The sequence below is a fragment of the Pseudonocardia sp. Ae505_Ps2 genome (assembly GCF_001932425.1).
Lineage (GTDB): Bacteria > Actinomycetota > Actinomycetes > Mycobacteriales > Pseudonocardiaceae > Pseudonocardia.
The window spans coordinates 3,009,297-3,033,316 of the sequence record NZ_MCIP01000001.1; the positions used below are offsets into that span (position 1 = coordinate 3,009,297).

The 24,020-nt window shown below is 70.2% G+C and carries 18 protein-coding genes, 1 tRNA gene and 3 rRNA genes; 15 read left to right on the plus strand and 7 right to left on the minus strand.

Annotated elements, in window-relative coordinates; translation table 11 throughout:
• The first annotated feature begins 686 nt into the window (after window positions 1-686).
• Genes Ae505Ps2_RS14440 through Ae505Ps2_RS14460 form a run of 5 tightly spaced genes read left to right on the plus strand, consistent with a single transcriptional unit; the run spans window position 687 to window position 6,559 of the window.
• Entirely contained in the window at window positions 687-1,037 is a 351-nt protein-coding gene (locus Ae505Ps2_RS14440) for a hypothetical protein (protein WP_020625532.1), read from the plus strand.
• Window positions 1,034-2,866: a hypothetical protein gene (locus Ae505Ps2_RS14445; RefSeq protein WP_020625531.1), complete on the plus strand. Its 1,833-nt coding sequence runs from the start codon at window positions 1,034-1,036 to the stop codon at window positions 2,864-2,866. Before Ae505Ps2_RS14440 ends, Ae505Ps2_RS14445 begins: the two co-directional genes overlap by 4 nt.
• Window positions 2,866-4,872 (plus strand): hypothetical protein, encoded by a 2,007-nt coding sequence (locus Ae505Ps2_RS14450; RefSeq protein ID WP_075307720.1) that lies wholly within the window; start codon window positions 2,866-2,868, stop codon window positions 4,870-4,872. Before Ae505Ps2_RS14445 ends, Ae505Ps2_RS14450 begins: the two co-directional genes overlap by 1 nt.
• Window positions 4,873-4,895: 23 nt before the next feature.
• Window positions 4,896-6,191, plus strand: coding sequence for a YeeE/YedE family protein (locus tag Ae505Ps2_RS14455; protein WP_083696293.1), 1,296 nt, complete (start codon window positions 4,896-4,898; stop codon window positions 6,189-6,191).
• A gap of 38 nt (window positions 6,192-6,229) precedes the next feature.
• Complete coding sequence (locus Ae505Ps2_RS14460; RefSeq protein WP_020627541.1) at window positions 6,230-6,559, plus strand: hypothetical protein; 330 nt, start codon at window positions 6,230-6,232, stop codon at window positions 6,557-6,559.
• 106 nt (window positions 6,560-6,665) lie between these two features.
• Here the strand turns inward: Ae505Ps2_RS14460 and Ae505Ps2_RS14465 are convergent, their stop codons facing one another.
• The 4 genes from Ae505Ps2_RS14465 to Ae505Ps2_RS14480 form a co-directional block, all read right to left on the minus strand.
• On the minus strand, window positions 6,666-7,478 hold the full coding sequence (locus tag Ae505Ps2_RS14465) for a YceI family protein (protein ID WP_020627540.1): 813 nt from the start codon (window positions 7,476-7,478) through the stop codon (window positions 6,666-6,668).
• Window positions 7,471-7,800 (minus strand): carboxypeptidase-like regulatory domain-containing protein, encoded by a 330-nt coding sequence (locus Ae505Ps2_RS32015; protein WP_075553700.1) that lies wholly within the window; start codon window positions 7,798-7,800, stop codon window positions 7,471-7,473. The genes Ae505Ps2_RS14465 and Ae505Ps2_RS32015 overlap by 8 nt, the downstream gene beginning before the upstream one ends.
• 187 nt (window positions 7,801-7,987) lie before the next feature.
• On the minus strand, window positions 7,988-8,812 hold the full coding sequence (locus Ae505Ps2_RS14475) for a transposase family protein (protein WP_075553319.1): 825 nt from the start codon (window positions 8,810-8,812) through the stop codon (window positions 7,988-7,990).
• A gap of 114 nt (window positions 8,813-8,926) precedes the next feature.
• Window positions 8,927-9,277: a carboxypeptidase-like regulatory domain-containing protein gene (locus Ae505Ps2_RS14480; RefSeq protein WP_075553701.1), complete on the minus strand. Its 351-nt coding sequence runs from the start codon at window positions 9,275-9,277 to the stop codon at window positions 8,927-8,929.
• 186 nt (window positions 9,278-9,463) lie between these two features.
• Between Ae505Ps2_RS14480 and Ae505Ps2_RS14485 the strand changes: the two genes are divergently transcribed.
• Window positions 9,464-10,393, plus strand: a complete 930-nt coding sequence (locus Ae505Ps2_RS14485) for a diiron oxygenase (RefSeq protein ID WP_020627538.1) — start codon at window positions 9,464-9,466, stop codon at window positions 10,391-10,393.
• Window positions 10,394-10,406: 13 nt separating this feature from the next.
• Window positions 10,407-11,906, plus strand: a complete 1,500-nt coding sequence (locus Ae505Ps2_RS14490) for an FAD-dependent oxidoreductase (RefSeq protein ID WP_075307714.1) — start codon at window positions 10,407-10,409, stop codon at window positions 11,904-11,906.
• 120 nt (window positions 11,907-12,026) lie between these two features.
• Here Ae505Ps2_RS14490 and Ae505Ps2_RS14495 read toward each other — a convergent pair whose 3' ends face one another.
• Window positions 12,027-12,839, minus strand: coding sequence for a hypothetical protein (locus Ae505Ps2_RS14495; protein WP_075307712.1), 813 nt, complete (start codon window positions 12,837-12,839; stop codon window positions 12,027-12,029).
• Between the two features lie 358 nt (window positions 12,840-13,197).
• Between Ae505Ps2_RS14495 and Ae505Ps2_RS14500 the strand changes: the two genes are divergently transcribed.
• The 4 genes from Ae505Ps2_RS14500 to Ae505Ps2_RS14515 all read left to right on the plus strand — a co-directional run bounded on the left by Ae505Ps2_RS14500 (window position 13,198) and on the right by Ae505Ps2_RS14515 (window position 16,165).
• Window positions 13,198-14,043 carry a serine/threonine-protein kinase gene (locus Ae505Ps2_RS14500; RefSeq protein ID WP_075553702.1) on the plus strand — a complete coding sequence of 282 codons (846 nt, stop codon included), beginning with the start codon at window positions 13,198-13,200 and terminating at the stop codon, window positions 14,041-14,043.
• Between the two features lie 9 nt (window positions 14,044-14,052).
• Entirely contained in the window at window positions 14,053-14,625 is a 573-nt protein-coding gene (locus tag Ae505Ps2_RS14505) for a hemerythrin domain-containing protein (protein WP_075307708.1), read from the plus strand.
• A gap of 2 nt (window positions 14,626-14,627) precedes the next feature.
• Window positions 14,628-15,449 carry a family 1 encapsulin nanocompartment shell protein gene (locus Ae505Ps2_RS14510; RefSeq protein WP_060711063.1) on the plus strand — a complete coding sequence of 274 codons (822 nt, stop codon included), beginning with the start codon at window positions 14,628-14,630 and terminating at the stop codon, window positions 15,447-15,449.
• A gap of 245 nt (window positions 15,450-15,694) precedes the next feature.
• Window positions 15,695-16,165, plus strand: coding sequence for a nuclear transport factor 2 family protein (locus Ae505Ps2_RS14515; protein ID WP_075307706.1), 471 nt, complete (start codon window positions 15,695-15,697; stop codon window positions 16,163-16,165).
• Between the two features lie 96 nt (window positions 16,166-16,261).
• Here the strand turns inward: Ae505Ps2_RS14515 and Ae505Ps2_RS14520 are convergent.
• Window positions 16,262-16,335: transfer RNA gene (locus Ae505Ps2_RS14520), tRNA-Arg, on the minus strand.
• A gap of 192 nt (window positions 16,336-16,527) precedes the next feature.
• Between Ae505Ps2_RS14520 and Ae505Ps2_RS14525 the strand changes: the two genes are divergently transcribed.
• Entirely contained in the window at window positions 16,528-17,331 is an 804-nt protein-coding gene (locus Ae505Ps2_RS14525; RefSeq protein ID WP_075307704.1) for a PP2C family serine/threonine-protein phosphatase, read from the plus strand.
• A gap of 3 nt (window positions 17,332-17,334) precedes the next feature.
• Here the strand turns inward: Ae505Ps2_RS14525 and Ae505Ps2_RS14530 are convergent, their stop codons facing one another.
• Window positions 17,335-17,958 (minus strand): methyltransferase domain-containing protein, encoded by a 624-nt coding sequence (locus Ae505Ps2_RS14530; protein ID WP_075307702.1) that lies wholly within the window; start codon window positions 17,956-17,958, stop codon window positions 17,335-17,337.
• 734 nt (window positions 17,959-18,692) lie between these two features.
• Between Ae505Ps2_RS14530 and Ae505Ps2_RS14535 the strand changes: the two genes are divergently transcribed.
• From Ae505Ps2_RS14535 to rrf, 3 genes are all read left to right on the plus strand, one after another.
• Window positions 18,693-20,212 (plus strand): 16S ribosomal RNA (locus Ae505Ps2_RS14535).
• A gap of 315 nt (window positions 20,213-20,527) precedes the next feature.
• Window positions 20,528-23,618 (plus strand): 23S ribosomal RNA (locus tag Ae505Ps2_RS14540).
• Window positions 23,619-23,722: 104 nt separating this feature from the next.
• Window positions 23,723-23,839, plus strand: a 5S ribosomal RNA gene (gene rrf, locus Ae505Ps2_RS14545).
• The 16S, 23S and 5S rRNA genes sit together here, the layout of an rRNA operon.
• The last annotated feature ends 181 nt before the right edge of the window (window positions 23,840-24,020 follow it).

Here is a 24,020-nt window from a genome sequence, read left to right on the forward strand (position 1 = left end):
GATCCGGCTCGCCACAGTCCCCACCGGACGACCAGGTGTCCGGACTTCTTCCCGTAAAGATCATCAACGGCGACGTCGTCGCAGGTCAGTGGCGTGGAGCGATCCGGTTCCCGACGTCGTTGACACGATCGGGTGATCTGTTCTGCCGCGTTCCGATGCTCTGGAGTGGGTCGTCCCGGTCCGTCCGGAGTAGTCCAGGTCACCCCCCGCGCCCGTTTCGGGGGCGCTGCGGGCCCGATCTCACGATGTGGACCGATCCGGTGTGGGGTTACTCCGAACGGGTCTGTTTACTGGTCCGCATGCACCTCGTCTCCCGGTTCGCGGTTCGGCGTCACGTCGACCTGCGCCGCCAGGCGAGCGCGCTCTGTTCCGGCGCCTGACCGCGCCCGGCTCCCGGGGCGCGCCCGCGCTCCGCCGCTCGCCGTCCCCGCCACGGGGACCGCGGCCGCGGTAGCCACGGGACCGCCCCAGTACCCCGCTTTCCCGGTCGACCACCGCGCCCCCGCGCGGACCCTCCCGCCCCGCCGTCCGGCGGCCCGGGAGGTCGGAGTCCGACGCCCACCGCACGTCCGCGCCTGCCCGCGCCCCGCGACACCATCCATACCGGACGGTGCCGCGGTCCGCCGCTCGACGGACGTCCACATCGGCCCCGAACCGCTCCCCGTCACGAAAGAAGGAGACACGTCGTGCCTCAGCACCGCGCACGGTCCGCCTCCCGGATCCGGCTGATCGCCGGTGGCGCCGCACTCGCCGGCACCGCCCTGATCGGCCTCTCCGGCGCGGCCCAGGCGGCCACCCCGGACCTGGTCCCCGACCTCGGTCCGATCCTCAGCGCCCCCAATGACGACCAGCCCGACCCGGCGCCGACGGCACCCCCGGTCGAGTCGTCCTACGAGGCGTTCGACTCCGACCAGCCGATCCAGCAGCTGCGCGACTTCGCCCCCGCGGGCGTCCCCGTCGCCGGGCTGGTCGACGTCGTGTCGAAGGCGCCGAAGCAGATCACCCCGACGTTCCTGAGCGGCGGGGCCGGCGAATGAGCCTGCTCCCGCAGTCCCGCTGGGCGCGGCGGGGGCTGATCGCCCTCGCGAGCGCCGCCGTCGTCGCCGGGGTCGTCGCGATCCCCGCGTCGGCCCAGGGAACGATCGACAAGGTCAAGTCCGAGGTCACCGGCGCCGACGGCAAGAACTACTGGGTCGAGAACAACCTCACGCCGGAGGCCCGTCAGCAGTCCGCCGACGGGCCCAAGAAGGAGTACGCCCTGGTCTGGGCCGGCGACGAGAACATCGCCGACACCGCCGTGGCGGACGTGCGCAACCTGCCCGGGTCGCTGCTCGACCCGGTCGACAAGGTCCGTGACGCCCTGCCGGGTCCGGACTTCCTGGCCGTCGTCGACGTCACCAAGGGCACCCCGGACTACGGCAAGGTCGTCAACACCGCGACCGTCGGCCCGCTCGTGGAGAACGAGCCGCACCACATGCAGTACTCGTGGCGCAAGGGCGACAAGATCTACGCGGGCGGCCTGTTCACCGCGGCGACCTACGTCTTCGACGTCGCCGCGCTGCCGGAGATCAAGCTCTCGGGCATCTCGCTGCCGTCGCAGACGCTGTGCGGGTCGGTCCCGGACGCCTACTGGGTCCTCAAGGACGGCACCGCGTACGGCACCTACATGGGCGGCCCCGTCGCCCCGGGTCCGTGCCGCTACACCAACGGCGAGGTCCGCACCGGCAACGGCTTCGCGGGCGCCCCGGGCTCGGTCATCCGGTTCGACCAGGAGGGCCGCAACCTCGTCGAGGCCCCGGCCGCGACGGAGACGCCCGAGGACCCGACCCAGTGCCTCAACATGCCGGCCCTGGGCAACCCCACCTGCGCGAACCCGCACGGGATCCAGGTCCGCGAGGACCTGAACACCATGATCACCAGTGACTACGCCGAGCCGCGGACGATCATCCTCGACCCGGTGAAGAACCCGTCGCCGTACCTGCGGCGGCCCACGGTGCGCACCTGGGACATCTCCGACCTGAACAAGCCGAAGGTCAAGTCGGTGCAGTACCTGCCGACCGGCCCGCGCAGCAACGGTGTCGACCCGCTGCGCAACGAGAACCGCGCCGTCATGGAGACCACGGTCACCAACCGGCCGGAGCACAAGGGCGCCTTCGCCCAGACGATGCAGGGCGGCGCGATCTTCTACACGCCCGACATCACCGCCGACAACCCGGAGTGGAAGGAGGTCTTCGACCTGGGGACCGCCGCGCCGCACCTGGGCGTCGGGGGCGAGAACGGTGGCCCGAGCGCGAACGGTGGCTGGATCCAGACCAGCGCCGACGACAAGACGCTCTACCACGCCACGATCGGCCGCAAGGCCGGCACGCTGGGCCCGGACGACAAGGGCACCGCTGGCGGCGTCATCGCGCTCGACATCGAGAAGCTGCTGGCCTCGGGACCGAACCCGAGCTGCTCGATCGACACGATCGAGGAGACCACCGCCGGTGGCGCCGAGGCCGACTGCCCGACCATCAAGGGCACCGTCGGCATCAACTCCGACCAGACCGGCGCCGGCCCGCACTGGGGCGCGCTGGACAACCTGGAGCTCGGTGACGACGGCTACTACCACCACACCGACCAGCCCAAGCGCCTCGCGACCGCGAACTACTTCGTGGCCCGCACCGGGCTGGACGGCGACCACCGCCTCTGCATGACCGACATCGCCCCGGACGGCTCGCTGTCCCTGGACGAGTCGTTCAAGGACGAGGACACCGGTGAGACCTGCGTCAACTTCAACCGCGAGAACTGGCCGCACGGTGCGTTCGGCAATGCCAAGCCGCACTCGATGCTGTTCGTCGCCGCGGACGAGGACATCAAGGACTGATGACGTCCGTGTCGTTCTCGACGTCGTTCGCGACACTCGTGCCGGCCGGCGGGCTCCTGCCCGCCGGCCCGGCCGGGGACGCCCCCGCCCTGCTCCGTGCAGTGGCGGGGGCCGCCCCGGCGGTCCTCGCCGCAGGACCCTCCGACGGTGTGCCGTTCGTGGACACGGCCCTGCGCCTGGTCCTGCTCACCGCGCTCGCCGTGGTGGCCGGGTCCGGCCTGGTGCGTGTCCTCGCCGACGCCCCCGGACGCGCCGAGCGGGTCGTCGCGGGAGTCGCGGCGCTCGTCGCCGTCTCCGCCGCGGTTGCCGCGGTGACCCGGTCCGGCGCCGGGATCTCCGGCTGGACCCTGCTGCTCCTGCTGGCGACGGTGGCGGTGCCCGCGCTGCTCGCCGGCCCGCGGCCGGTGCTCGCCGTCGCCCCCGCGCTGGTGGTGACCGGTCTGCTGGCGATCCAGCTGGCCGGGACCCCGTCGGCGCCGTGGTTCGTCCTCGACGCCGGGTACGCGGTCGCGGGTGCCCTGGCCGCCGGTGCCGCGCTGCACCTGGCCACCGCGACCGACCCGGCGCCGCGGGCCGCCCGGGTGCGGATCGTCGGCATCGGGGCGGGGACGGTCGGGGTGGTGCTCGCCGCGGTCCGGGTCGCCCTCGCCGGACCGTTCTCGCTCACCGACCTGCACGGCACCGGCTACGGCCGGGCGGTGCTGGTCACCGTGCTGGCCCCGGCCGCGGTCGTGGCCCTGCTCGCCGTGCAGGCGTGGGTGACCCGCCGTGCGACGGCCGGGACCCGCTCCGACGCGGTGCGGGCCGCCGAGCTGCGCGACCGTCTCCGCACCCCGGTCGTGCTGGCCGCCCTCGCCGCGGTCGGTGCGGCGACGCTGCCGGCCGCACTGCCCGCCCCGGCCCCGGGGGCCACCCCCGGCCAGGCGCTGCTGCGCTCGGTCGACCTCGGCGCGGGCCCGCTGACCCTGGCGGTGTCCCCGATGCGCCCCGGACCCAACCTGGTGCAGCTCACCGGCGGCGGGGTCGAGGTGACCGGCCCGGACGCACGGATGCCAGCCGGGCACGGTGGTGACCCGGGCGCCCCCGCCGGGTACGCGGTGCGGGTGGGGGACCGGGTCGTCCCGTTCACCGCCCGTACCGAGGTCCGCGGCGGCTGGGCCCTCGTCGACCTGCCCGCGGGGGCCTCGTCGATCACCCTCACCGCGGGTGGCCTGACCCGCTCGGTGCCGGTCGACGTCGGCACCGAGCGCACCGCCCCGGCCGGCGCGACCGGGCCCGACGCCCCGGAGTGCCTGTCGGCCACGGTCGGGCGGATCGTCGCCGGTGGCGACGCCACCGTCGGGAACTGCCCGTCCGAGGCGCTCGACCCCGCCGACGCCGGTGCCCTGCGTGGCATCGTGCGTGCGCTCGGGGGCCAGGGCGCGCCGGGCCTCGCGATCGCCGGCGACGCGTCGCCGCGCTCGCGGGCCGCCGCCGACGTCGTGCGGGCCGAGGCCGCGGCCGCCGGACTGCCCGTCCGCCCGTCCGCGGGCCCCCAGGACGCGCTGCTGGTCGTGTCGGGCTGGCAGCTCGCCGCCACCACGGTGCGCGACACCGCCCGCGCGGCGCTCACCACACCCACCGCGCTCGGCGGGACCTACCTGGCACCCTGGCTGCTGACCGGCGGCGTGCTCGGCCAGAGCCCGGGCACCCTGCTCCCGCTGGACTTCGGTCCGCAGGAGCCGGCCCCGCAGCGCTACGTGCGGCTGCTGGCCGCCGTCGCCCCGGGCTCGGCGCCGTCGCTGTCCGGGCTGCGCGCCTGGGCCGCCACGTCCGGCGAGACCTACGCCGACCCGGTGCCGTCGCTGTACGCCGCCGCACCGGTCGACGTGCCCATGACCGCCGACACCGACGGCGGCCACCACGGGTCGCCCAACGAGGCGGCGTGGTTCCCGGGCGGCGCGGTCGTCCGGATCGGCTCCGCACTCGACACCGGTCCCGGCACCCCCGCCGGCCCGACCCCCTGACCGCCACCCACGAGGAGACTCCCGTGTCGATCACGAAGGATCCGCCCGGCCGGTCGCCGGGCTCCCTGGTCCGTGCCCTGCGCGAGCTGCCCGCCTCCGGGCGCACCGCCTACGGCCCGCAGGACCGCGAGGCCGCCCCGCCGCAGTGGCCGGTGGTCGCGGTCGGCCTGGTCCTGGCGGTGCTGTTCCTCGTCGGGGTGGGCGCCGTCGCCCCAGCGACGATGGTGGGCACCGCCGCGCTCGGCCTGGCCCTGGGCTTCACGCTGTTCCACTCCCGGTTCGGCTTCACCTCCGGCTGGCGGCAGCTCGTCGCCGTCGGGCAGGGCGCCGCGATCCGCGCGCACATGCTCATGCTGGCGACGGCGTCGGTGCTGTTCGCGGTGATCCTCTCGTCCGGGTTCGCGCTCGCCGGGGACCCGCGGGGCTTCACCAACCCGATCGGCATCGGGCTCGTCGTCGGCGCCTTCCTGTTCGGCGTCGGCATGCAGGTCGGCGGGTCGTGCGCGTCGGGGACGCTGTTCGCCGTCGGCAGCGGGCAGTCCGCGATCGTGCTGACGTTGTTCGGGTTCATCGTCGGGTCGATGTTCGCGGTGTTCACCCACACCTTCTGGACGCAGACCGTCCCGCAGGGTCCGAGCATCAACCTGGCCCAGCTGCTCGGCTACCCGGGTGCGGTCGCGGTGACGCTGCTGGTCACGGCGGGGATCACCGTGGTGACCTGGGTCGTCGCCCGGCGCCGCACCCCGCCCCCGGTCGAGCGGCCGCCGTCGGCCCGCGGTGCGGCACGCGTGCTGCGCGGCTCGTGGCCGATGTGGGTCGGCGCGCTCGTGCTCGCGGTGCTCAACGCGGCCGTCCTGTTCGTCTCCGCCGCCCCGTGGGGTGTGACCTCGGCGTTCGCGCTGTGGGGCTCGAAGGTCCTGCAGGCGGTCGGGTTCGACATGGCGGGGCTGGCCTACTGGCAGGTCCCGGCGAACGCCCGGTCGCTGGCCGCGCCGGTGCTCGCCGACCGCATCTCCAACCTCGACGTCGGCATCATGATCGGCGCGCTGGTGGCCTCCGCGGTGGGCGGCGCGTTCGTGCTGCACAAGCGCATCCCCTGGAAGCTCGGCCTCGGCGCCGTCCTCGGCGGCATCGCGATGGGCTACGGCGCGCGCCTCGCGGGCGGCTGCAACATCGGTGCCTACTTCTCCGGCATCGCCTCGTTCAGCCTGCACGGCTGGATCTGGGCCGTCGTCGCACTCGGCGGCACCTGGGTCGGGCTGCGGCTTCGGCCGCTGTTCGGCCTGACCAACCCCAAGCCGGTCGACTCGCTCTGCTGAGCAGGCCGGACGCTCCCCCCACCAGAGAGGTTCACACCATGACCGCACGCACCACCGCCCGCGCACTGGCCGCCGTCGCCGGCGCCGGGGCGCTGGCCACCCTGGCCGGCGGGCTCGCGCACGCCGACGAGGGCCACCAGCGCCACGGCCACGGAGACGCCCACTACGACGGCACCGTCTGGCACTACGACGGCGAGGCGACCCCGAGCGACTCGGCCGAGCTGAACCCGTCCGCCGGTGACCGGCCGGGTGGGAACACCCCCGTGTACCTGCTCAAGGACGTCCCGGCGGCGCCGCTGCCGAAGGACCTGCTGACCCCGGTCGACCTGACCGCGCCCGTGTTCGGGGCGCTCGACGGCCTGAGCTGACCGGTCCGCCCCGGACGGTCGTGCACAGGGCCGCCCGGGGTGCAACCGGCTCGCACGGGGCAGGCGGGCCGGGATCGCCCCGTCCGGGATCTCCCGGGCGGGGCGATCACGCGTGCGGAGCCTCCTGCAGGACGGCCTGCACGTCGAGGTCGATCCGCAGCGTCCGCCCGACGGCGAGCACGCCGGCCAGCACCGACTGGTTCCAGTCGATCGCGAACTCGTCGCGGGAGATCTCGGTGGTGGCGGTGAACGCCGCCCGGGTGCCGCCCCACAGGTCGGGGCCGGTGCCGCCGTAGGTCATGTGCAGGTCGACCGGCGCCTTGACGCCCTTGAGCGAGAGCATCCCGTGCACCGTCCAGCGGGTGGCGTCGACCCGGGTCAGGCCGTCGCCCTCGTAGCCGATGGCCGGGTGGGTCTCGACGTCGAGGAAGTCCGCGGTCCGCAGGTGGGAGTCGCGGTCGGGGTCGTCGGAGTCCACCGATCCCGCGTCGATCGACACACTGACCGAGCTGGCCTCGAACGGGTCGGCCACCCGCAGGTCGCCGGAGAACCGGCGCAGCCTGCCGTGGATGCGGCTCATACCCAGGTGCAGCGCGGTGGCCCGGATGCTGGAGTGCTGCGGGTCGATCCGCCACAGCCCCGGGGTGGGCAGCACCGCGCCGCCGGCCCTGGCGAGCTCGACGCGGCCCAGGTCGACGCCGTCCCCGGCGAGGGAGACCGCCCGCGCGGAGGGCTCGTACCCCGCGGCGGCGACGACGACCGTGTGCGGCCCCGGCGCCAGCTCCGCCACCGCGAACCCGCCGTCGGCCCGGCTGGCCGCCCGGCCCCGCTGCACGCCGGTGGCGTCCATGACGGTGACCGTCGCGCCGGTCACCGGCCAGCCGTCGGGGGTGCTCAGCCGTCCGTAGAGCTCAGCCATGTCCGTGCTCCGTCCGCGTCGGGCCGCCGATCCGGTCGTCGTCGGTCGGGTCCGGGGCGCCGAAGCGCACCTCGACCGGCGTGGTCGCCCCCCGTGCCACCTGCACCGCGACGACGACCGGCGCCCAGCCGCTCGCGGTCAGCTCGTGCCGTCCGGGCGGGAGCCCGTGCAGCTCGTAGCTGCCGTCCCGGCCGGTGGTGGTCTCGGCGACGGTGCGGCCGTCGCTGTCGCCGATCACGATCCGAGCCCCGGGCACCGGGCGGCCGTCGCCGCTGCGGGCGACGCCGGCGATCCCGGCCAGGGCGGGGAAGCGCAGCTCCACCGGCGGCGCGGCCGGGTCGGCGTCGACGGTGCGGGCCAGCGGCCCGTGCCCGGGTGCGGTCGCGGTGAGGGTGTGCGGGCCGGTGCCGGGGGTCTCGACCAGGAACCGGCCGGCCGGGTCGGTCGGCGTGTGCGCGACGACCTCGCCCGCGGTGTCGATCAGTGAGGTGTTCTCAGTAGCGGGTTGATCATGTCGTGCGGTCGTACTCGGTGTGGAGTAGTACGAGCGCAGCTGCGGTGATCGCGCCGGTGCGCCAGGGACATAGCGTGACTCGCCGCAACGCGGCGAAGGTGGTCTTGAGCAGGGCGTTTCCGCGTTCGGCCAGAGCACGAAGGGCTGAGTGCAGGGTGTTGACGGTGCGCTGGTTGACCGTCTGCCCGCGGCCGGGGGCGAGTTTGATGGGCACGGTGAGCCGGTCGGCTTCGCCTTCGTAGCCGAGGTCGCCCAGCGCGGCGTGGGTGTCGTCGGTGAACGCGGCCAGGCCCTCGAGCAGCCCGGGGTGGGTACGGGCGCAGCGGGTGTCGTGCTCGCGGCCCGGCCGCACGTCGCTGGTCCATAGCGGCCATCCATCAGGTGCGGTGAGGACCTGGATGTTCCCGCCGTGGCGGCGGTGCTTGCCCGACCACCACAGGTCGACCCCGGGGGTGAGGCCGAGCGCGCGGCACCGGTCGGTGGCGATCAGGGTGCCGTCGAGATTCACGTGGGTGTGCCCGGCTGTGCGGGCGGCGAGCAGGGCTCCGTGCAGGCCGGGTGCGGCCGCGGCGAGGACGTCGATGCCTTCGTGCAGGTAACGGTAGGCCGTTGCAGTGCTGATCGCGTTGTCACCGGCCGAACATCGGACCCGGGTAGCATCACAGAACCAGCGGATCACCAGCACTGCCTGGGCGAACGGGGTCAACGCCCGCCGCCGGGTGCCACGTCGACGGCGTTGAAGGACCAGGAGCCGCGCCAGATAGGCCACGGTGCGCTCCCCGATCGGGAGGACAGCGGTGTAGGTGACAGGATCAGACATGCAGGACCTCGGTGACGGTGTCGATCTGTGCTGGACCGAACCGATCTACCGGGGTCCTGCCCCGTTCCCGCTCATCTCACCACCCTCGGCGTGTCGCCACGACCTGCCACCCCGCTACTGAGAACACCTCAGTGTGACGGCGGCGGCACCGACCGGGTGGCCCGTCGCGTCGGTCAGGGTGCCCCGCACCGTGCCGCCGCCGGCGACGGTCACGTCGTGCCGGGCGGGGGACGCGCCGACGGCGACCAGCCCGGCGTCGGGCCCGGCGCCGTCGGTGCGGGTCACCACCAGGTACGTCCCGCCGGTGCCCAGGGGCACGGCGTAGGTGCCGTCGTCGCCGCTGGCGGTCCGCCCGTGCTGGCGGCCGTCGAGGTCGGTGACGGTGACGGTCGCGCCCGGCACGGGGGTGCCGGACCGCCCCCGCACGGTGCCGACGACCGCAGGTCCGTCCCGTTCCGGTGTCACGTCGCGACCTCCCAGTTAGTTGCGCATCGCAACGATAACCCTCCCGGGTGGGCGGTGCGTCACCCGCACCGGTGTCGTCGGCCGGTGATCGGGCCGCCGTGCGCTCGGGGGGCTTGCGTCACGTGTAACCGGTGGTAACGTTACCGGTGGTTACAGCATTGACGTCGTTGTCTGCGAGGAGTCGACATGACCGCCACCGTTCCGGAGCACGGGCTCGAGGCCGGGAACGACCGGCACGCGGAGGATCGGCACGACACCGCCGAGCGCCTCCTGCGGTCCTCCGAGGAGCTCTCGTTCGACCCGGCCACCCAGGTCGACTGGGACACGCCGCTGGACCGCGACTACCACGGCATGAGCCCGGAGTGGAGCAGCCTCTACGGCACCGCCTACTGGGCCGAGCTGACCGAGGAGCAGCGCAAGGAGCTGACCCGCCAGGAATCGGCGTCGGTCGCCTCGACCGGCATCTGGTTCGAGATGATCCTGCAGCAGCTGATCCTGCGGGACTTCTACGCGAAGGACCCGACCGACCCGGCGTTCCAGTGGGCGCTGACCGAGATCGCCGACGAGTGCCGCCACTCGATCATGTTCGCCCGCGGTTCGGCCAAGCTCGGCGCCCCGGCCTACATCCCGAAGAAGCGTGTCGTCGCGATGGGCCGGCTCTGCGCGGCCGTCTACTCCGGTGAGGCCGCCTACGCCTCCATCCTCGTCGCCGAGGAGGTCCTCGACGTGATGCAGCGGGACTGGATGCGCGACGAGCGCGTCGTCCCGTTCGTCCGGACGATCAACAACATCCACGTGGTCGAGGAGTCGCGGCACATGAAGTTCGCCCGCGAGGAGACGCGTGACCGTCTCCGCGGGGCGGGCCCGCTGCGCCGCCAGGTCCAGGCCCTGTTCGTGGCCCTGGCCGCCTACGAGATCGTCACCGCCATGTGGAACGAGGACCTGTACGAGAACGCGGGCCTCGACCGGAAGCGCGCGCTGCGCGAGGCGCGGAACAACGAGCACCACAAGGCACTGCTGCGGTCCTCCTGCGCCGGGCTCATGGAGTTCCTGTCCTCCTGCGGCCTGCTCACCAAGCCGGCGCTGGCCCTCTACCGTCGCGCCAACCTGATCTGATCCGGAGCCGGCCGTGCCCTTCGCGATCACCCAGACCTGCTGCACCGACGCGTCGTGCGTCGCCGCCTGCCCGGTCAACTGCATCCACCCCACGCCGGACGAGGCCGACTTCGCCACGACCGACATGCTCTACATCGACCCGCGGGCGTGCATCGACTGCGGGGCCTGCGCCGACGCCTGCCCGGTGGACGCGATCTTCCCGGTGGAGCGGCTGAGCGCATCGCTCGCCGGGTACGCCGAGGTCAACGCGGACTACTTCGAGGGCAAGCCGGTCGCCGGGAAGCTGGAGGGCGACTCCCCGCTGTTCCACGAGTGGTACCCGCTGAAGTTCACGCGGTCGCTGCCCGCGGACATGGCCCCGCTCGACGTCGCCGTCGTCGGGACCGGGCCCGCGGGGATGTACGCCGCACAGGACCTGCTGCTGCACACCTCGTCGACGGTCACGCTCTACGACCGGCTCGACGTCGCGGGCGGGCTGGTGCGGTTCGGGGTCGCGCCCGACCACCCGTCGACGAAGGGGATCGGGGAGTCCTTCGCCCGGTTCCACTCCCACCCGCGGGTGCGGATGCGGCTGGGCACCGAGGTCGGCCGGGACGTCTCGGCCGACGAGCTGGCCGCCCGGCACGACGCGGTGGTCTGGGCCGTGGGCGCGCCCGCGCCGCGCGACCTGGGCCTGCCGGGGGAGGGGTTGCCCGGCAGCATCGCCGCCGACACCGTCGTGGGCTGGTACAACGGCCACCCCGACGTGCCGCGCGACGCCGTCGACACCTCCGTGGAGCGTGTCGTCGTGGTCGGCACCGGCAACGTCGCGATCGACGTCGCCCGGGTCCTCACCGCGTCGGCCGCCGATCTGGAGGGCACGCCGATCGACCCGGCCGCGCTCGCCGCGCTGCGCACCGGTGCGATCACCGAGGTCGTGCTGCTCGCCCGCCGTGGCCCCGAGGCCGTCGCCGCGACCGCACCGGAGCTGCGCGAGCTGCTCGGCCGCAGCGGCGTCGAGGTCGTGGTCGACGAGCACGACCCGCGCATCGCCGAGTCCCTCGATGGCCCCGCCGCGTCCCCGTCGCACGCGCTGCTGCGCGGCGCCCGCCGGGAGAAGATCGACTGGTCGGTGCCGGCCGAGCGCCCACGGGTGGTGTTCCGGTTCCACTCGGCGCCCGAGCGGATCGACGGCACCGTCCGGGCCCAGGGGGTGCACACCGCGGACGGGACCGACATCCCGGCCGGTCTGGTCGTGCGCGCCGTGGGGCACCGCGGCCGTCCCGTCGCCGGCCTGCCCTTCGACGACGACCGTGGCCTCGTCCCGCACGACGCCGGCCGCGTCGAGGGCCGTCCCGGCCACTACGTCGTCGGCTGGATCAAGCGGGGCCCGTCCGGAGGGATCGGCACCAACCGCACCTGCGCGGCCGAGACGATCGGTTCCCTGCTCGACGATGCCGTTGCCGGCCTGCTCCCGTCGCGCCGCCCGACCTCGCGCCTGGGCGCCATCACCCGGCGGCTCCGCCGGAGCTGACCGCCCGCCCTGCGCGTCGATCAGTACCTCAGTGCTGTCCCGCGGTCGGACGACGACGCTCAGGTACTGATCGACGTGCAGGCGGCTCGGGCACGGGCGGGCACGGGCAGCTGTTCCGGGTCAGCGGCTCAGGTCCAGCAGGGACAGCGCGCCGCGCAGCACGTCGTCGATCCGCGCGACCGGGACGCTGCGGCGCCACTCGTCGAGCGTGCCGCGCACCAGGATCCTTCCGGGGGCGAGGTCCAGCCCGTGCAGCCGCAGCGCGCCGGGCAGCCCGGGGAGTTCGGCCCGGCCCGAGCGGATCGCCGCCAGCGGGCTGCGGTCGACCATTGCCCGCACCGAGCGACGGGTGTCCGCCGAGCGGGGTGGACCCATCCACCGCCCGGCGACGGTCAGGCCGGTGACCTTCCAGGACAGGGTGTGCCCGTCCACCGACACCGCGAGGTCGGCGGCCCCGAGCCCGGGACGGCGCCGCAGCCGGGCCCGGGCGACGCCGTCGTCGTCGACACCCACCTCGACCTGCGGGAGGTGCTCCCGCAGCCGCCCGGCGACCCAGGCCGGGTCGAGCTCGGCCTCGATCTCCACCGGGCCGGTCACCAGCTCCGGCGCGAGGCCGGGACGCAGCCGCACGTCCGCGGCGGTCACGGTGAGCCCGCGCAGCGTGAGACCGGGCCGGACGACGTCGCGTGCGGCAAGGGTGACCGTGGCGAACCGCCCGGTCGTCAGCGCCCGGGCACCGAGCCCCGACGACGCGACGGCCGTCGGCACCAGCCGCACCTGGGCCCCGCGGGAGCGCAGCGTGGTCGGGCGTCCGACGTAGCGCAGCCGCGCGGCCTCCAGCAGCGCACGCAGGAGCAACGCCGATCCGGGCGCGGTCCCCGCGTCGAGCAGGGCCGTCGCCGCGGAGGGGCCGGCGGGCGTCTCGACTGCCATGACGCTGCTGGCTCCCTCGAACGGTGGACACGGTCGGTTCGAGCGTCGCAGGCCGGGCGCTCCTCCGCGCGGCCGCGTCGGGGATGTGCGACGACCCGCACGCCGTCGTCGGCCGGTGGCACGACGGCGGTCGGTCGGCACCGGCGCACGGCACGGCCCGCCGTCGACGGTCGCCCGGTCGCGTGCCGCGGTCGACACCGGCCGGGGGCGGGCACCCCGTCTCCCGGGTGTTGTCCCGCAAGGCATCCGGTCCGGGAACAGCCCCATCGGGGCGTTTAGGACAACCCGGGAGAGTGATGGACCTGCTCCGGTCTGGACACGGGCCCGGGTGGTGGCGGCACCGTCTGTCATGGCAGTGATGCGCTCTGCGGTCCCGGAGACCGACGTGATCGCCGGCCGCTACATCCTCGCGACCCATGTCGGCATCGGGTCGACCGCGACCGTCTACCGGGACTGGGACCCGCACGAGGACCGGGCGGTCGCGGTCAAGCTGTTCCTCGACCGCTGCGAGGACGGCAGCCTCGACCGGCTGTGCCGCGAGCTGCGGACCATGGCGCACCTGGACCACCGGAGCCTGGTGCCGCTGCTGGGCGGGGGCGTCGACCGCGGCCGCCCGTTCATGGTGTCCGAGCTCGTCGTCGGCGGGACGCTCGCGGCTCGGCTGGCCCATGGTCCGTTGCCGGTCGAGCAGGTCGCCGGGATCGGTGCCGACATCGCGTCCGGCCTCGCGCACCTGCATGCCCGTGGGGTGGTGCACCGCGACGTCAAGCCCGCCAACATCCTGCTCTGCGCCGAGACCGGCCGGGCACGTCTCACCGACTTCGGCGTCGCCCGCGTGCTGGGCTGCTCGGCGCTGACCCGGACCGACGCCGTCCTGGGCACCGCGGCCTACCTCGCGCCCGAGCAGGTCGCCGGTGAGACGGTCGGCCCCGCCGCGGACGTGTACGCCCTGGGCCTGGTCCTGCTCGAAGCGCTCAGCGGGGAGCGGGAGTACCTGGGGACCACGGTGGAGTCCGCCGTCGCCCGGCTGCACCGGCCTCCGCGGGTCCCCGGGGAGCTGCCGCCCCGGCTGCGCCGGGCGTTGTCCGCCGCGACCTGCCGGCACCCGGACGAGCGGTCGGCCGCCGACGACCTCGCCCTGCTCCTCCGGCACCACCGGCGACCGATGGATCTCCGGCGAGCCGGCGGCCCCGGACCGTCGTAGCCTGCGCGGGTGCCGGACATCACCACCTTGATCCTCGACGACCACGCCTGGTTCCGCCGACAGTTCGCAGCCCTGGACGAGCTCCAGGCGCGCGACGCCGACCCCCGTGAGCTCGCCCGCCTCTGGGAGCCGCTCGCCGCGCGCCTCGACGTGCACGCCCTGGCCGAGGAGAAGATCTTCTACCCGCAGCTGCTCGCCCACGGGGAGGACCCGGAGGACGAGACGCTCGACGCCATCGGGGACCACAACGAGATCCGTGACGGTGTGGCGCAGGCCGAACGCAGCCCCGTCGGCAGCGGCCACTGGTGGGAGGGGGTCTGGGCGGCCCGCCGTGCGAACGACGAGCACATGGGCGAGGAGGAGAACGAGGGCCTCGCCAACTTCCGCCTGAACGCCACCACCGGCCTGCGCGACGCCCTCGGCCAGCAGTTCGCGGAGTTCCTCGACGCCCACCCCACCACCGCGGGCCTCGACAACTCCGACAAGGACCCCGAGAACTACGTCGAGGCGATCCAGGCCGAGATCGACCCGTCCGACCCGACCCGCGACGGGCTCGGCATCGGCAGCCTGAAGGGAAAGTAGACATGGCCGTGCACGACCACCTCATGCGGGAGAAGGCGCCGATCCCCACGACGGCCTGGAAGGCCGTCGACGACGAGGCCCGCGAGCGCCTGACGCCGCTGCTGGCCGGGCGTCGCCTCGCGGACTGGACCGGGACCGCGGGCTGGCAGACGTCCTCGGTCGACCTCGGCCGCTCGCAGCGGCTCGACGGGCCGCCGCCCGGTGTCGCCGGCGACGGCGTCACCGCCCGCCTGCGCCGGGTGCAGCCGTTCGCCGAGTTCCGGGTCCCGTTCACGGTCTCCCGCGACGAGATCGACGACCTGCAGCGCGGTGCGAAGGACCCGGAGTTCGACGACCTCGCCCGCGCCGCCCGCGCGGCCGCCGCGATCGAGAACCGCGCGATCTTCCACGGCTGGCCCGAGGCCGGCTTCGAGGGCATCGCGGGCGTCTCGCCGTACGACACGGTGGCCCTGGGCGACGACCCCGAGACCTACCCGGGGGCCGTGGCCCGTGCGGTGGACCAGCTGCGCCGCAACGGCATCGAGGGCCCCTACGCGATGGCGATCGCGCCCGAGGGCTACACCCGCATCGTGGAGACCGCCGAGCACGGCGGCTACCCGCTGTTCGAGCACCTGAGCCGGATCCTCGGCGGGCAGATCCTGCGTGCACACGGTCTCGACGGTGCCGTCGTCGTCAGCCAGCGCGGCGGGGACTTCCTGCTCGACGTCGGCCAGGACCTGGCGATCGGCTACTCCGACCACGACGCCCGCGAGGTGCACCTCTACCTGGAGGAGAGCTTCACCTTCCGCGCCGTCGAGCCGGACGCTAGCGTGCGCCTGCGCTGACCTGCCGCTCGTGCGCGAGACCGTGCCCCGTCGTCGTCCGGCGGGGCACGGTCGTGTGTCGGGGGCGGGCCCGCACCTCCGTGGCTCCGCGGATCCGCGCCCCATCGCCGCGCACAACCCGGACGGATTCCTTTCTCCGGCAGGTGCATGGGCGGTGGCTCCGGTCGCTCGCACGATGGGTGTGTCCCTGCGGTCGGTCCGGCAGCGCACGGATCCCGCGGCCCCCTCCCGAGTCGGAGATCCTGATGTCCCCAGCTACCGACCGACCGCCGCCCGCGTGGACGTGGGACGACGAGATCGCGACCGCACTACGACTGCGCTTCCTGCAGTGGACCCGGTGCAACTCGTCGGGACTGGTCGACCAGCTCGAGCAGTACCTGCACCCGGCGTTCCTCTACGTCAGCGTCTTCGGCCGCCGCTACGACCGTGACGGCTACCTGACGCTCGTCCGGAGCCTCGAACCAGGAGCGACCTACATCGTCCACCGCGCCGCGGCCCGGGTGAACGGCCCGATCGCCCAGCTCGACGGCGACTACTTCACCCTCTCCGTGACCAACGACGGCGAGGACCTCTCCGCGCACACCCGGTTCACCGCAACCTGGGTTCACGGGAGCGACGGCTGGCGGTGCCTGACGCAACAGGGAACCAGCTACGAACCCGATGAGTACACGCGGGACGAGGTCGCCGCACTTCTCCGCGACCGGCAGGGCCGGTGAGCGGTCCCGCCGAGTGACGTGCCCGCGTCTGGAGGCGATGTACGCCGACGACGAGCACACCCGTGCCGGGAGCAACCGACTCGGTGTGTAGGTGAGTGCCCCCGGCAGGATTCGAACCTGCGACCTAGAGATTAGAAGGCTCTTGCTCTATCCAGCTGAGCTACGAGGGCCGGCCGCCCCGGACCTCGTCCGGTGCGCCCCCACCGTAGCGAGGAGGGCAAGCGATCACAGCTGCGGCTCCGCCGTCACGAACCACCCGATCCGGCCCGTGCGCAGGGCGTAGCGCCATCCGACCGGTTGAAGCACACGCCGAACGGGCCTCGCCTGCGATGCTGACGGACCGTGACGTCCATACTGTCCCCATGGTGCTGGGACTGCGATCCGCGCTCGGGTCGGATGTGGGCCGTCGCCGGACGTCGAACCAGGACTCCGGAGCGACGACCGGCCGACTGCTGATCGTGGCCGACGGGATGGGCGGTCATGCCCACGGCGAGATCGCGAGTGCGACGACGGTGTCGGTGTTCACCGAGCTGGAGTCTCGACTCCCGCAGGACCTCACCGACATCGACCTCGCGGCCGAGATGATCGAAGCGCTCAACGACGCCACGGACCGGTTGGCCCGCCGCGCCGCGGACGAGCCGGAGATGCGGGGGATGGGCACGACCGTCGTCTCGCTGCTCCTCACCGGTGACCAGCTCGCGCTCGCCCACATCGGGGACTCCCGGATCTACCTGCTGCGGGACGGCGAGCTGAGCCGGCTCACCCACGACCACACGATGGTCCAGCAGCTCGTCGACCAGGGGCAGATCACCCTCGAGGAGGCGGCGCACCACCCGCGCCGCTCCGTCCTGATGCGCGCGCTGAGCACCGACCACGCGCCGGAACCGGACCTCGACCGTGTCGACATCCTCGTCGGGGACCGCTATCTCCTCTGCTCCGACGGTGTGACCGCCGTGCTCGACGACGACGTCCTGCACCGCGAGCTCGCCTCCGGCGCCGAGCCGGAGCAGGTCGTCGACGAGCTCATCAGGCTCGCCAACGAGGGCGGCGGGCCCGACAACATCACCGCGATCGTCGCCGACGTCGTGGAGGTCGACGACGCCGGCGGCCCGGGTCAGGATCTGCGGATCGCCGGGGCCGTCGCCGAGATCGCCACCGCGGACTGATCCTCAGCGCCGGGCCACCACCCGCCGCAACCGGACCGTCCGCAGCGCCGTGCGGTGCGCCGCGAGGTCCGCACGCGCCCGGTCCGGGAGATCGGGCGGGTAGACGCCGGCCGCGCACAGTTCGTCGGCGCCGACCGACGCTGCGTCCCCGTCGAGGGTGAAGTCGAGACGGTCGTCGGCGAGTACGGCGAAGTCCGCGGCGGCCGCCAGCCACTCCGGGTGCTCGACGGCCGCCCTGTGCCGCCACGCACCACGGACCGCCTTCCGCAACGCGGACCCGTGCCAGCCGAACGACCGCGGCGCCGGCACCAGGACCGAGATGAGCCCGTGCGGTGCGAGGACCCGCCGCAGCTCCGCGAACAGACCGTCGATGTCCCGCAGGTGGGGGAGCAGCATCGGGACGGCGACCCGGTCCACCGACCGGGTCCGGAGGGGAAGCGCCACGGGCGACGCCGTGATCCGGAGGGGCTCACTGTCGCCCGCCTCCACCACGAGCTGCCCGGCGACGACGGTCGCCCGGACCCGGCCCGTCGCACCCGGGGTGCGGCACCAGGCCGCGGCGGTGAGCTCCGCGCCGGCACGCAGCCGGTGCAGGACAGGAGGGAGGACGTCTCCGTCGGAGTGCACGCGCCGAGTCTCGCGTGGCGATGCACCGGGCCTACGAGACACCACGACGAACGGCCGCCCGCGGTCGACGATCGTGATCAACTCCCTGAGCCCGTCGCCTCCGGCGACGACCTTCCGCCCACCGACCGCTCGTCGCGGCCGGACACCGCGACGGGCGGTCGAAAAAAATCTTGAAAACAGTTGGCGTGCAGGCAGGCGTGGGACGAACGACGGGTGGAGCTCCGGTTCGAACCCCCACCGTGAGCTTCCACTTGCGCGATCGGCGCTGGTCAACCAGTATCCGAGGTGAGCTCGTCAGGGCGACCGTTCGTCGCTCGGCAGGGTCGGGCTCGACCGCGGTGTCGTGCGGCCCGGAGACGGGTTTGCGCAGGTCAGCGGGTGTTTCCGACCCCGGTTTGACGTGCCCGAATCGCATGGCGTAACTTTCTTCCTGTCAGCGAGTGAGCCGGACAGAACGGGCCCTGAGTGGTTCGGTCAACAGGCCCCGCGGACGACTGACCCCCGGTGGTTCGCCGAGTTTCTCGGTGTGGTTGTCTTGGCGGGTCAAGGTGATCCGTCTTCAGGATCCCGCTTCCTTGTGTGGGGGTTGGGTGATTGGGGTGCGGGTATCTTTTGAGAACTCAACAGTGTGTCGAGCTATATTGAATCGGTTTGGCGTTTTGTGCCAGATTGTTTGTTTGGTTGCAGCATTCGATCCCGTCGGGTGTTGTGGCCAGTGTTTGTTTGTCAGGGTTTTGTTGGAGAGTTTGATCCTGGCTCAGGACGAACGCTGGCGGCGTGCTTAACACATGCAAGTCGAGCGGTAAGGCCCTTTCGGGGGTACACGAGCGGCGAACGGGTGAGTAACACGTGGGTGACCTGCCCTCCACTCTGGGATAAGCCTGGGAAACTGGGTCTAATACCGGATAGGACCACTGGCTGCATGGTTGGTGGTGGAAAGTTTTTTCGGTGGGGGATGGGCCCGCGGCCTATCAGCTTGTTGGTGGGGTGATGGCCTACCAAGGCGGTGACGGGTAGCCGGCCTGAGAGGGCGACCGGCCACACTGGGACTGAGACACGGCCCAGACTCCTACGGGAGGCAGCAGTGGGGAATATTGCGCAATGGGCGGAAGCCTGACGCAGCGACGCCGCGTGGGGGATGACGGCCTTCGGGTTGTAAACCTCTTTCGCCAGGGACGAAGAGTGATTGACGGTACCTGGAGAAGAAGCACCGGCCAACTACGTGCCAGCAGCCGCGGTAACACGTAGGGTGCGAGCGTTGTCCGGAATTATTGGGCGTAAAGAGCTCGTAGGCGGTGTGTCGCGTCGGCCGTGAAAACTTGGGGCTTAACTCTGAGCGTGCGGTCGATACGGGCATCACTTGAGTTCGGCAGGGGAGACTGGAATTCCTGGTGTAGCGGTGAAATGCGCAGATATCAGGAGGAACACCGGTGGCGAAGGCGGGTCTCTGGGCCGATACTGACGCTGAGGAGCGAAAGCGTGGGGAGCGAACAGGATTAGATACCCTGGTAGTCCACGCCGTAAACGTTGGGCGCTAGGTGTGGGGACCATTCCACGGTTTCTGTGCCGCAGCTAACGCATTAAGCGCCCCGCCTGGGGAGTACGGCCGCAAGGCTAAAACTCAAAGGAATTGACGGGGGCCCGCACAAGCGGCGGAGCATGTGGATTAATTCGATGCAACGCGAAGAACCTTACCTGGGTTTGACATGCACCAGACATCCCTAGAGATAGGGCTTCCCTTGTGGTTGGTGTGCAGGTGGTGCATGGCTGTCGTCAGCTCGTGTCGTGAGATGTTGGGTTAAGTCCCGCAACGAGCGCAACCCTTGTTCCATGTTGCCAGCACGTTATGGTGGGGACTCATGGGAGACTGCCGGGGTCAACTCGGAGGAAGGTGGGGATGACGTCAAGTCATCATGCCCCTTATGTCCAGGGCTTCACACATGCTACAATGGCTCATACAGAGGGCTGCGAGACCGTGAGGTGGAGCGAATCCCTTAAAGTGAGTCTCAGTTCGGATCGGGGTCTGCAACTCGACCCCGTGAAGTTGGAGTCGCTAGTAATCGCAGATCAGCAACGCTGCGGTGAATACGTTCCCGGGCCTTGTACACACCGCCCGTCACGTCACGAAAGTTGGTAACACCCGAAGCCGGCGGCCCAACCCTTGTGGAGGGAGCTGTCGAAGGTGGGACTGGCGATTGGGACGAAGTCGTAACAAGGTAGCCGTACCGGAAGGTGCGGCTGGATCACCTCCTTTCTAAGGAGTCCCATCATGTGATGGGGCATCACATGGCTCTGCAGGGTTTTGCTCTGTGGGTTTCTGTGGTTCCTTCATTGAATCGCATCATCAGCTCCGTCTGTGGGTTGGGTGCGTTGGGTGGAACGCAGTTCGTTGGACCGGTTTGGCTTGGCACACTGTTGGGTCCTGAGGAGACACCTGGTGAACGGGTTGTTTTCTTTGGCCGCTCTGGTCGGGGGCTTCCTAACGCCTGCTTGTGGTGGGTGGTGGTTGTTCTTGGTTGGGTGTGGTTGTGGGTTGAGTGTTGCATAGTGGATGCGAGCATCTTGTTGTGGTCAAGTTGTTAAGAGCACATGGTGGATGCCTGGGCATCAGGAGCCGATGAAGGACGTGGGAGGCCGCGATAGGCCTCGGGGAGCTGTCAACCGAGCTGTGATCCGAGGGTGTCCGAATGGGGAAACCCAGCGCCCGTCATGGGGCGTTACCCGTACCTGAATTCATAGGGTGCGTGGAGGGAACGTGGGGAAGTGAAACATCTCAGTACCCACAGGAAGAGAAAACAATAGTGATTCCGTGAGTAGTGGCGAGCGAAAGCGGATGAGGCTAAACCGTGTCCGTGTCAAGCCGGCAGGCGTTGCGGGTGCGGGGTTGTGAGGCGTGTCGTTCATCTTCTGCCGAGGGTGGGACAGCATGAACCGGTGTTAGCGGAACGATTCTGGGATGGTCGGCCGTAGTGGGTGATAGCCCCGTACGCGAAAATGTTTGGTTCTGTTGTGGGCATTGTTCTCGAGTAGCAGCGAGCCCGTGAAATTCGCTGTGAATCTGGCGGGACCACCCGTCAAGCCTAAATACTACCTGGTGACCGATAGCGGACAAGTACCGTGAGGGAAAGGTGAAAAGTACCCCGGGAGGGGAGTGAAATAGTACCTGAAACCGTGTGCTTACAAGCCGTCAGAGCCTTGCGGGGTGATGGCGTGCCTTTTGAAGAATGAGCCTGCGAGTTATGCTTCGTGGCGAGGTTAACCTGTGTGGGGTAGCCGTAGCGAAAGCGAGTCCGAATAGGGCGGTTGAGTCGCGGGGTGTAGACCCGAAGCGGAGTGATCTACCCATGGCCAGGGTGAAGCGTCGGTAAGACGTCGTGGAGGCCCGAACCCACCAGGGTTGAAAACCTGGGGGATGAGCTGTGGGTAGGGGTGAAAGGCCAATCAAACTTCGTGATAGCTGGTTCTCCCCGAAATGCATTTAGGTGCAGCGTCGTGTGTTTCTCGCCGGAGGTAGAGCACTGGATGGCCTAGGGGGCCGACAAGCTTACCGAAGTCAGCCAAACTCCGAATGCCGGTGAGTGAGAGCGCGGCAGTGAGACTGCGGGGGATAAGCTTCGTGGTCGAGAGGGAAACAGCCCAGATCACCGGCTAAGGCCCCTAAGCGTGCGCTAAGTGGGAAAGGATGTGGGATCGCCCGGACAACCAGGAGGTTGGCTTAGAAGCAGCCACCCTTGAAAGAGTGCGTAATAGCTCACTGGTCAAGTGGTCCTGCGCCGACAATGTAGCGGGGCTCAAGCGCACCGCCGAAGCCGTGGCAATGACATCTTTGTGGTGTTGTTGGGTAGGGGAGCGTCCTGCGTCTGGTGAAGCCCGGGAGTGATTTACGGGTGGAGGGTGTGGGAGTGAGAATGCAGGCATGAGTAGCGAATGCAGAGTGAGAATCTCTGCCGCCGGATGACCAAGGGTTCCTGGGCCAGGTTGTTCCGCCCAGGGTGAGCCGGGACCTAAGGCGAGGCCGTCAGGCGTAGTCGATGGACAACGGGTTGATATTCCCGTGCTCGTGATAGTGCGTCCATGCCGAGGCTGGTGATGCTAACCATCCGAACCCACCTTCGCTCCTTCGGGAGTGTTGTTTGTGGGGGAGCGTGGGATCCGATCTGGTAGTAGGCAAGTGATGGGGTGACGCAGGAGGGTAGCTCCGCCACGCGGTGGTTGTCGTGGTGTAAGCCTGTAGCCTGATCTCCTAGGTAAATCCGGGGGGTCGTGAAGGGTGAGAGGTGATGCGTAGCCGATTGAGGCGAAGAGGGTGATCCCATGCTGTCGAGAAAAGCCTCTAGCGAGTGCTGTTGCGGCCCGTACCCCAAACCGACACAGGTGGTCAGGTAGAGAATACCGAGGCGATCGAGCGAACTGTGGTTAAGGAATTCGGCAAAATACCTCCGTAACTTCGGGAGAAGGAGGGCCGGTTGTCTTGATGCCCCGTGCGGGCTAGGGATGGCCGGTCGCAGAGACCAGGCCCAAGCGACTGTTTACTAAAAACACAGGTCCGTGCGAAGTCGCAAGACGATGTATACGGACTGACGCCTGCCCGGTGCTGGAACGTTAAGAGGACCTGTTAGTCCCCTTGTGGGGCGAAGCGGAGAATTTAAGCGCCAGTAAACGGCGGTGGTAACTATAACCATCCTAAGGTAGCGAAATTCCTTGTCGGGTAAGTTCCGACCTGCACGAATGGCGTAACGACTTGGGCGCTGTCTCGACCACAGACTCGGCGAAATTGCACTACGAGTAAAGATGCTCGTTACGCGCGGCAGGACGGAAAGACCCCGGGACCTTTACTATAGCTTGGTATTGGTGCTCGGTTCGGCTTGTGTAGGATAGGTGGGAGACTGTGAAGCTATCACGCCAGTGGTGGTGGAGTCGTTGTTGAAATACCACTCTGGTCGAATTGGGTGTCTTAACCTCGGGCCATGATCTGGTTCAGGGACAGTGCCTGGTGGGTAGTTTAACTGGGGCGGTTGCCTCCCAAAGAGTAACGGAGGCGCCCAAAGGTTCCCTCAGCCTGGTTGGCAATCAGGTGTTGAGTGTAAGTGCACAAGGGAGCTTGACTGTGAGACTGACGGGTCGAGCAGGGACGAAAGTCGGGACTAGTGATCCGGCACCACCTTGTGGAAGGGGTGTCGCTCAACGGATAAAAGGTACCCCGGGGATAACAGGCTGATCTTGCCCAAGAGTCCATATCGACGGCATGGTTTGGCACCTCGATGTCGGCTCGTCGCATCCTGGGGCTGGAGTAGGTCCCAAGGGTTGGGCTGTTCGCCCATTAAAGCGGTACGCGAGCTGGGTTTAGAACGTCGTGAGACAGTTCGGTCCCTATCCGCCGCGCGCGTTGGAGACTTGAGGAAGGCTGTCCCTAGTACGAGAGGACCGGGACGGACGAACCTCTGGTGTGCCAGTTGTCCCGCCAGGGGCACGGCTGGTTGGCTATGTTCGGGAGGGATAACCGCTGAAGGCATCTAAGCGGGAAGCCTGTTCCAAGATGAGGTCTCCCACCACCTTTGAGTGGGTAAGGCTCCCAGGAGATGACTGGGTTGATAGGCCGGAGATGGAAGCCCTGTGAGGGGTGGAGTTGACCGGTACTAATAGGCCGAGGGCTTGCCACAACGAGTTGTTCGCATCCACTGTGTGACCCTGAGCCCACAACCCTGTGCGGGTTGTGTGTTCGTAGGTCCCCCCATGTTTGTGTGGGGGTTTGTTGAATAGTGTTGTCGGTGGTCATTGCGGTAGGGGAACGCCCGGTCCCATTCCGAACCCGGTAGCTAAGCCTTCCAGCGCCGATGGTACTGCACTCGCCAGGGTGTGGGAGAGTAGGTCGCCGCCGACATTCAACATGATCAGGAAACGCCCCGGACTTCATTGTCCGGGGCGTTTCCTGTTTTCTGGGTTCTGTTCCGGTCGGCTCTCCGTAGGCTGCCAGGGCACGACAGCGCTGCCCACAGTGCGCCCGGCGGGTGCGGGGCGTTGTGTGCCTGTGCTCTGGGCCCGCTTTCGGTTGTGGAGTCGGT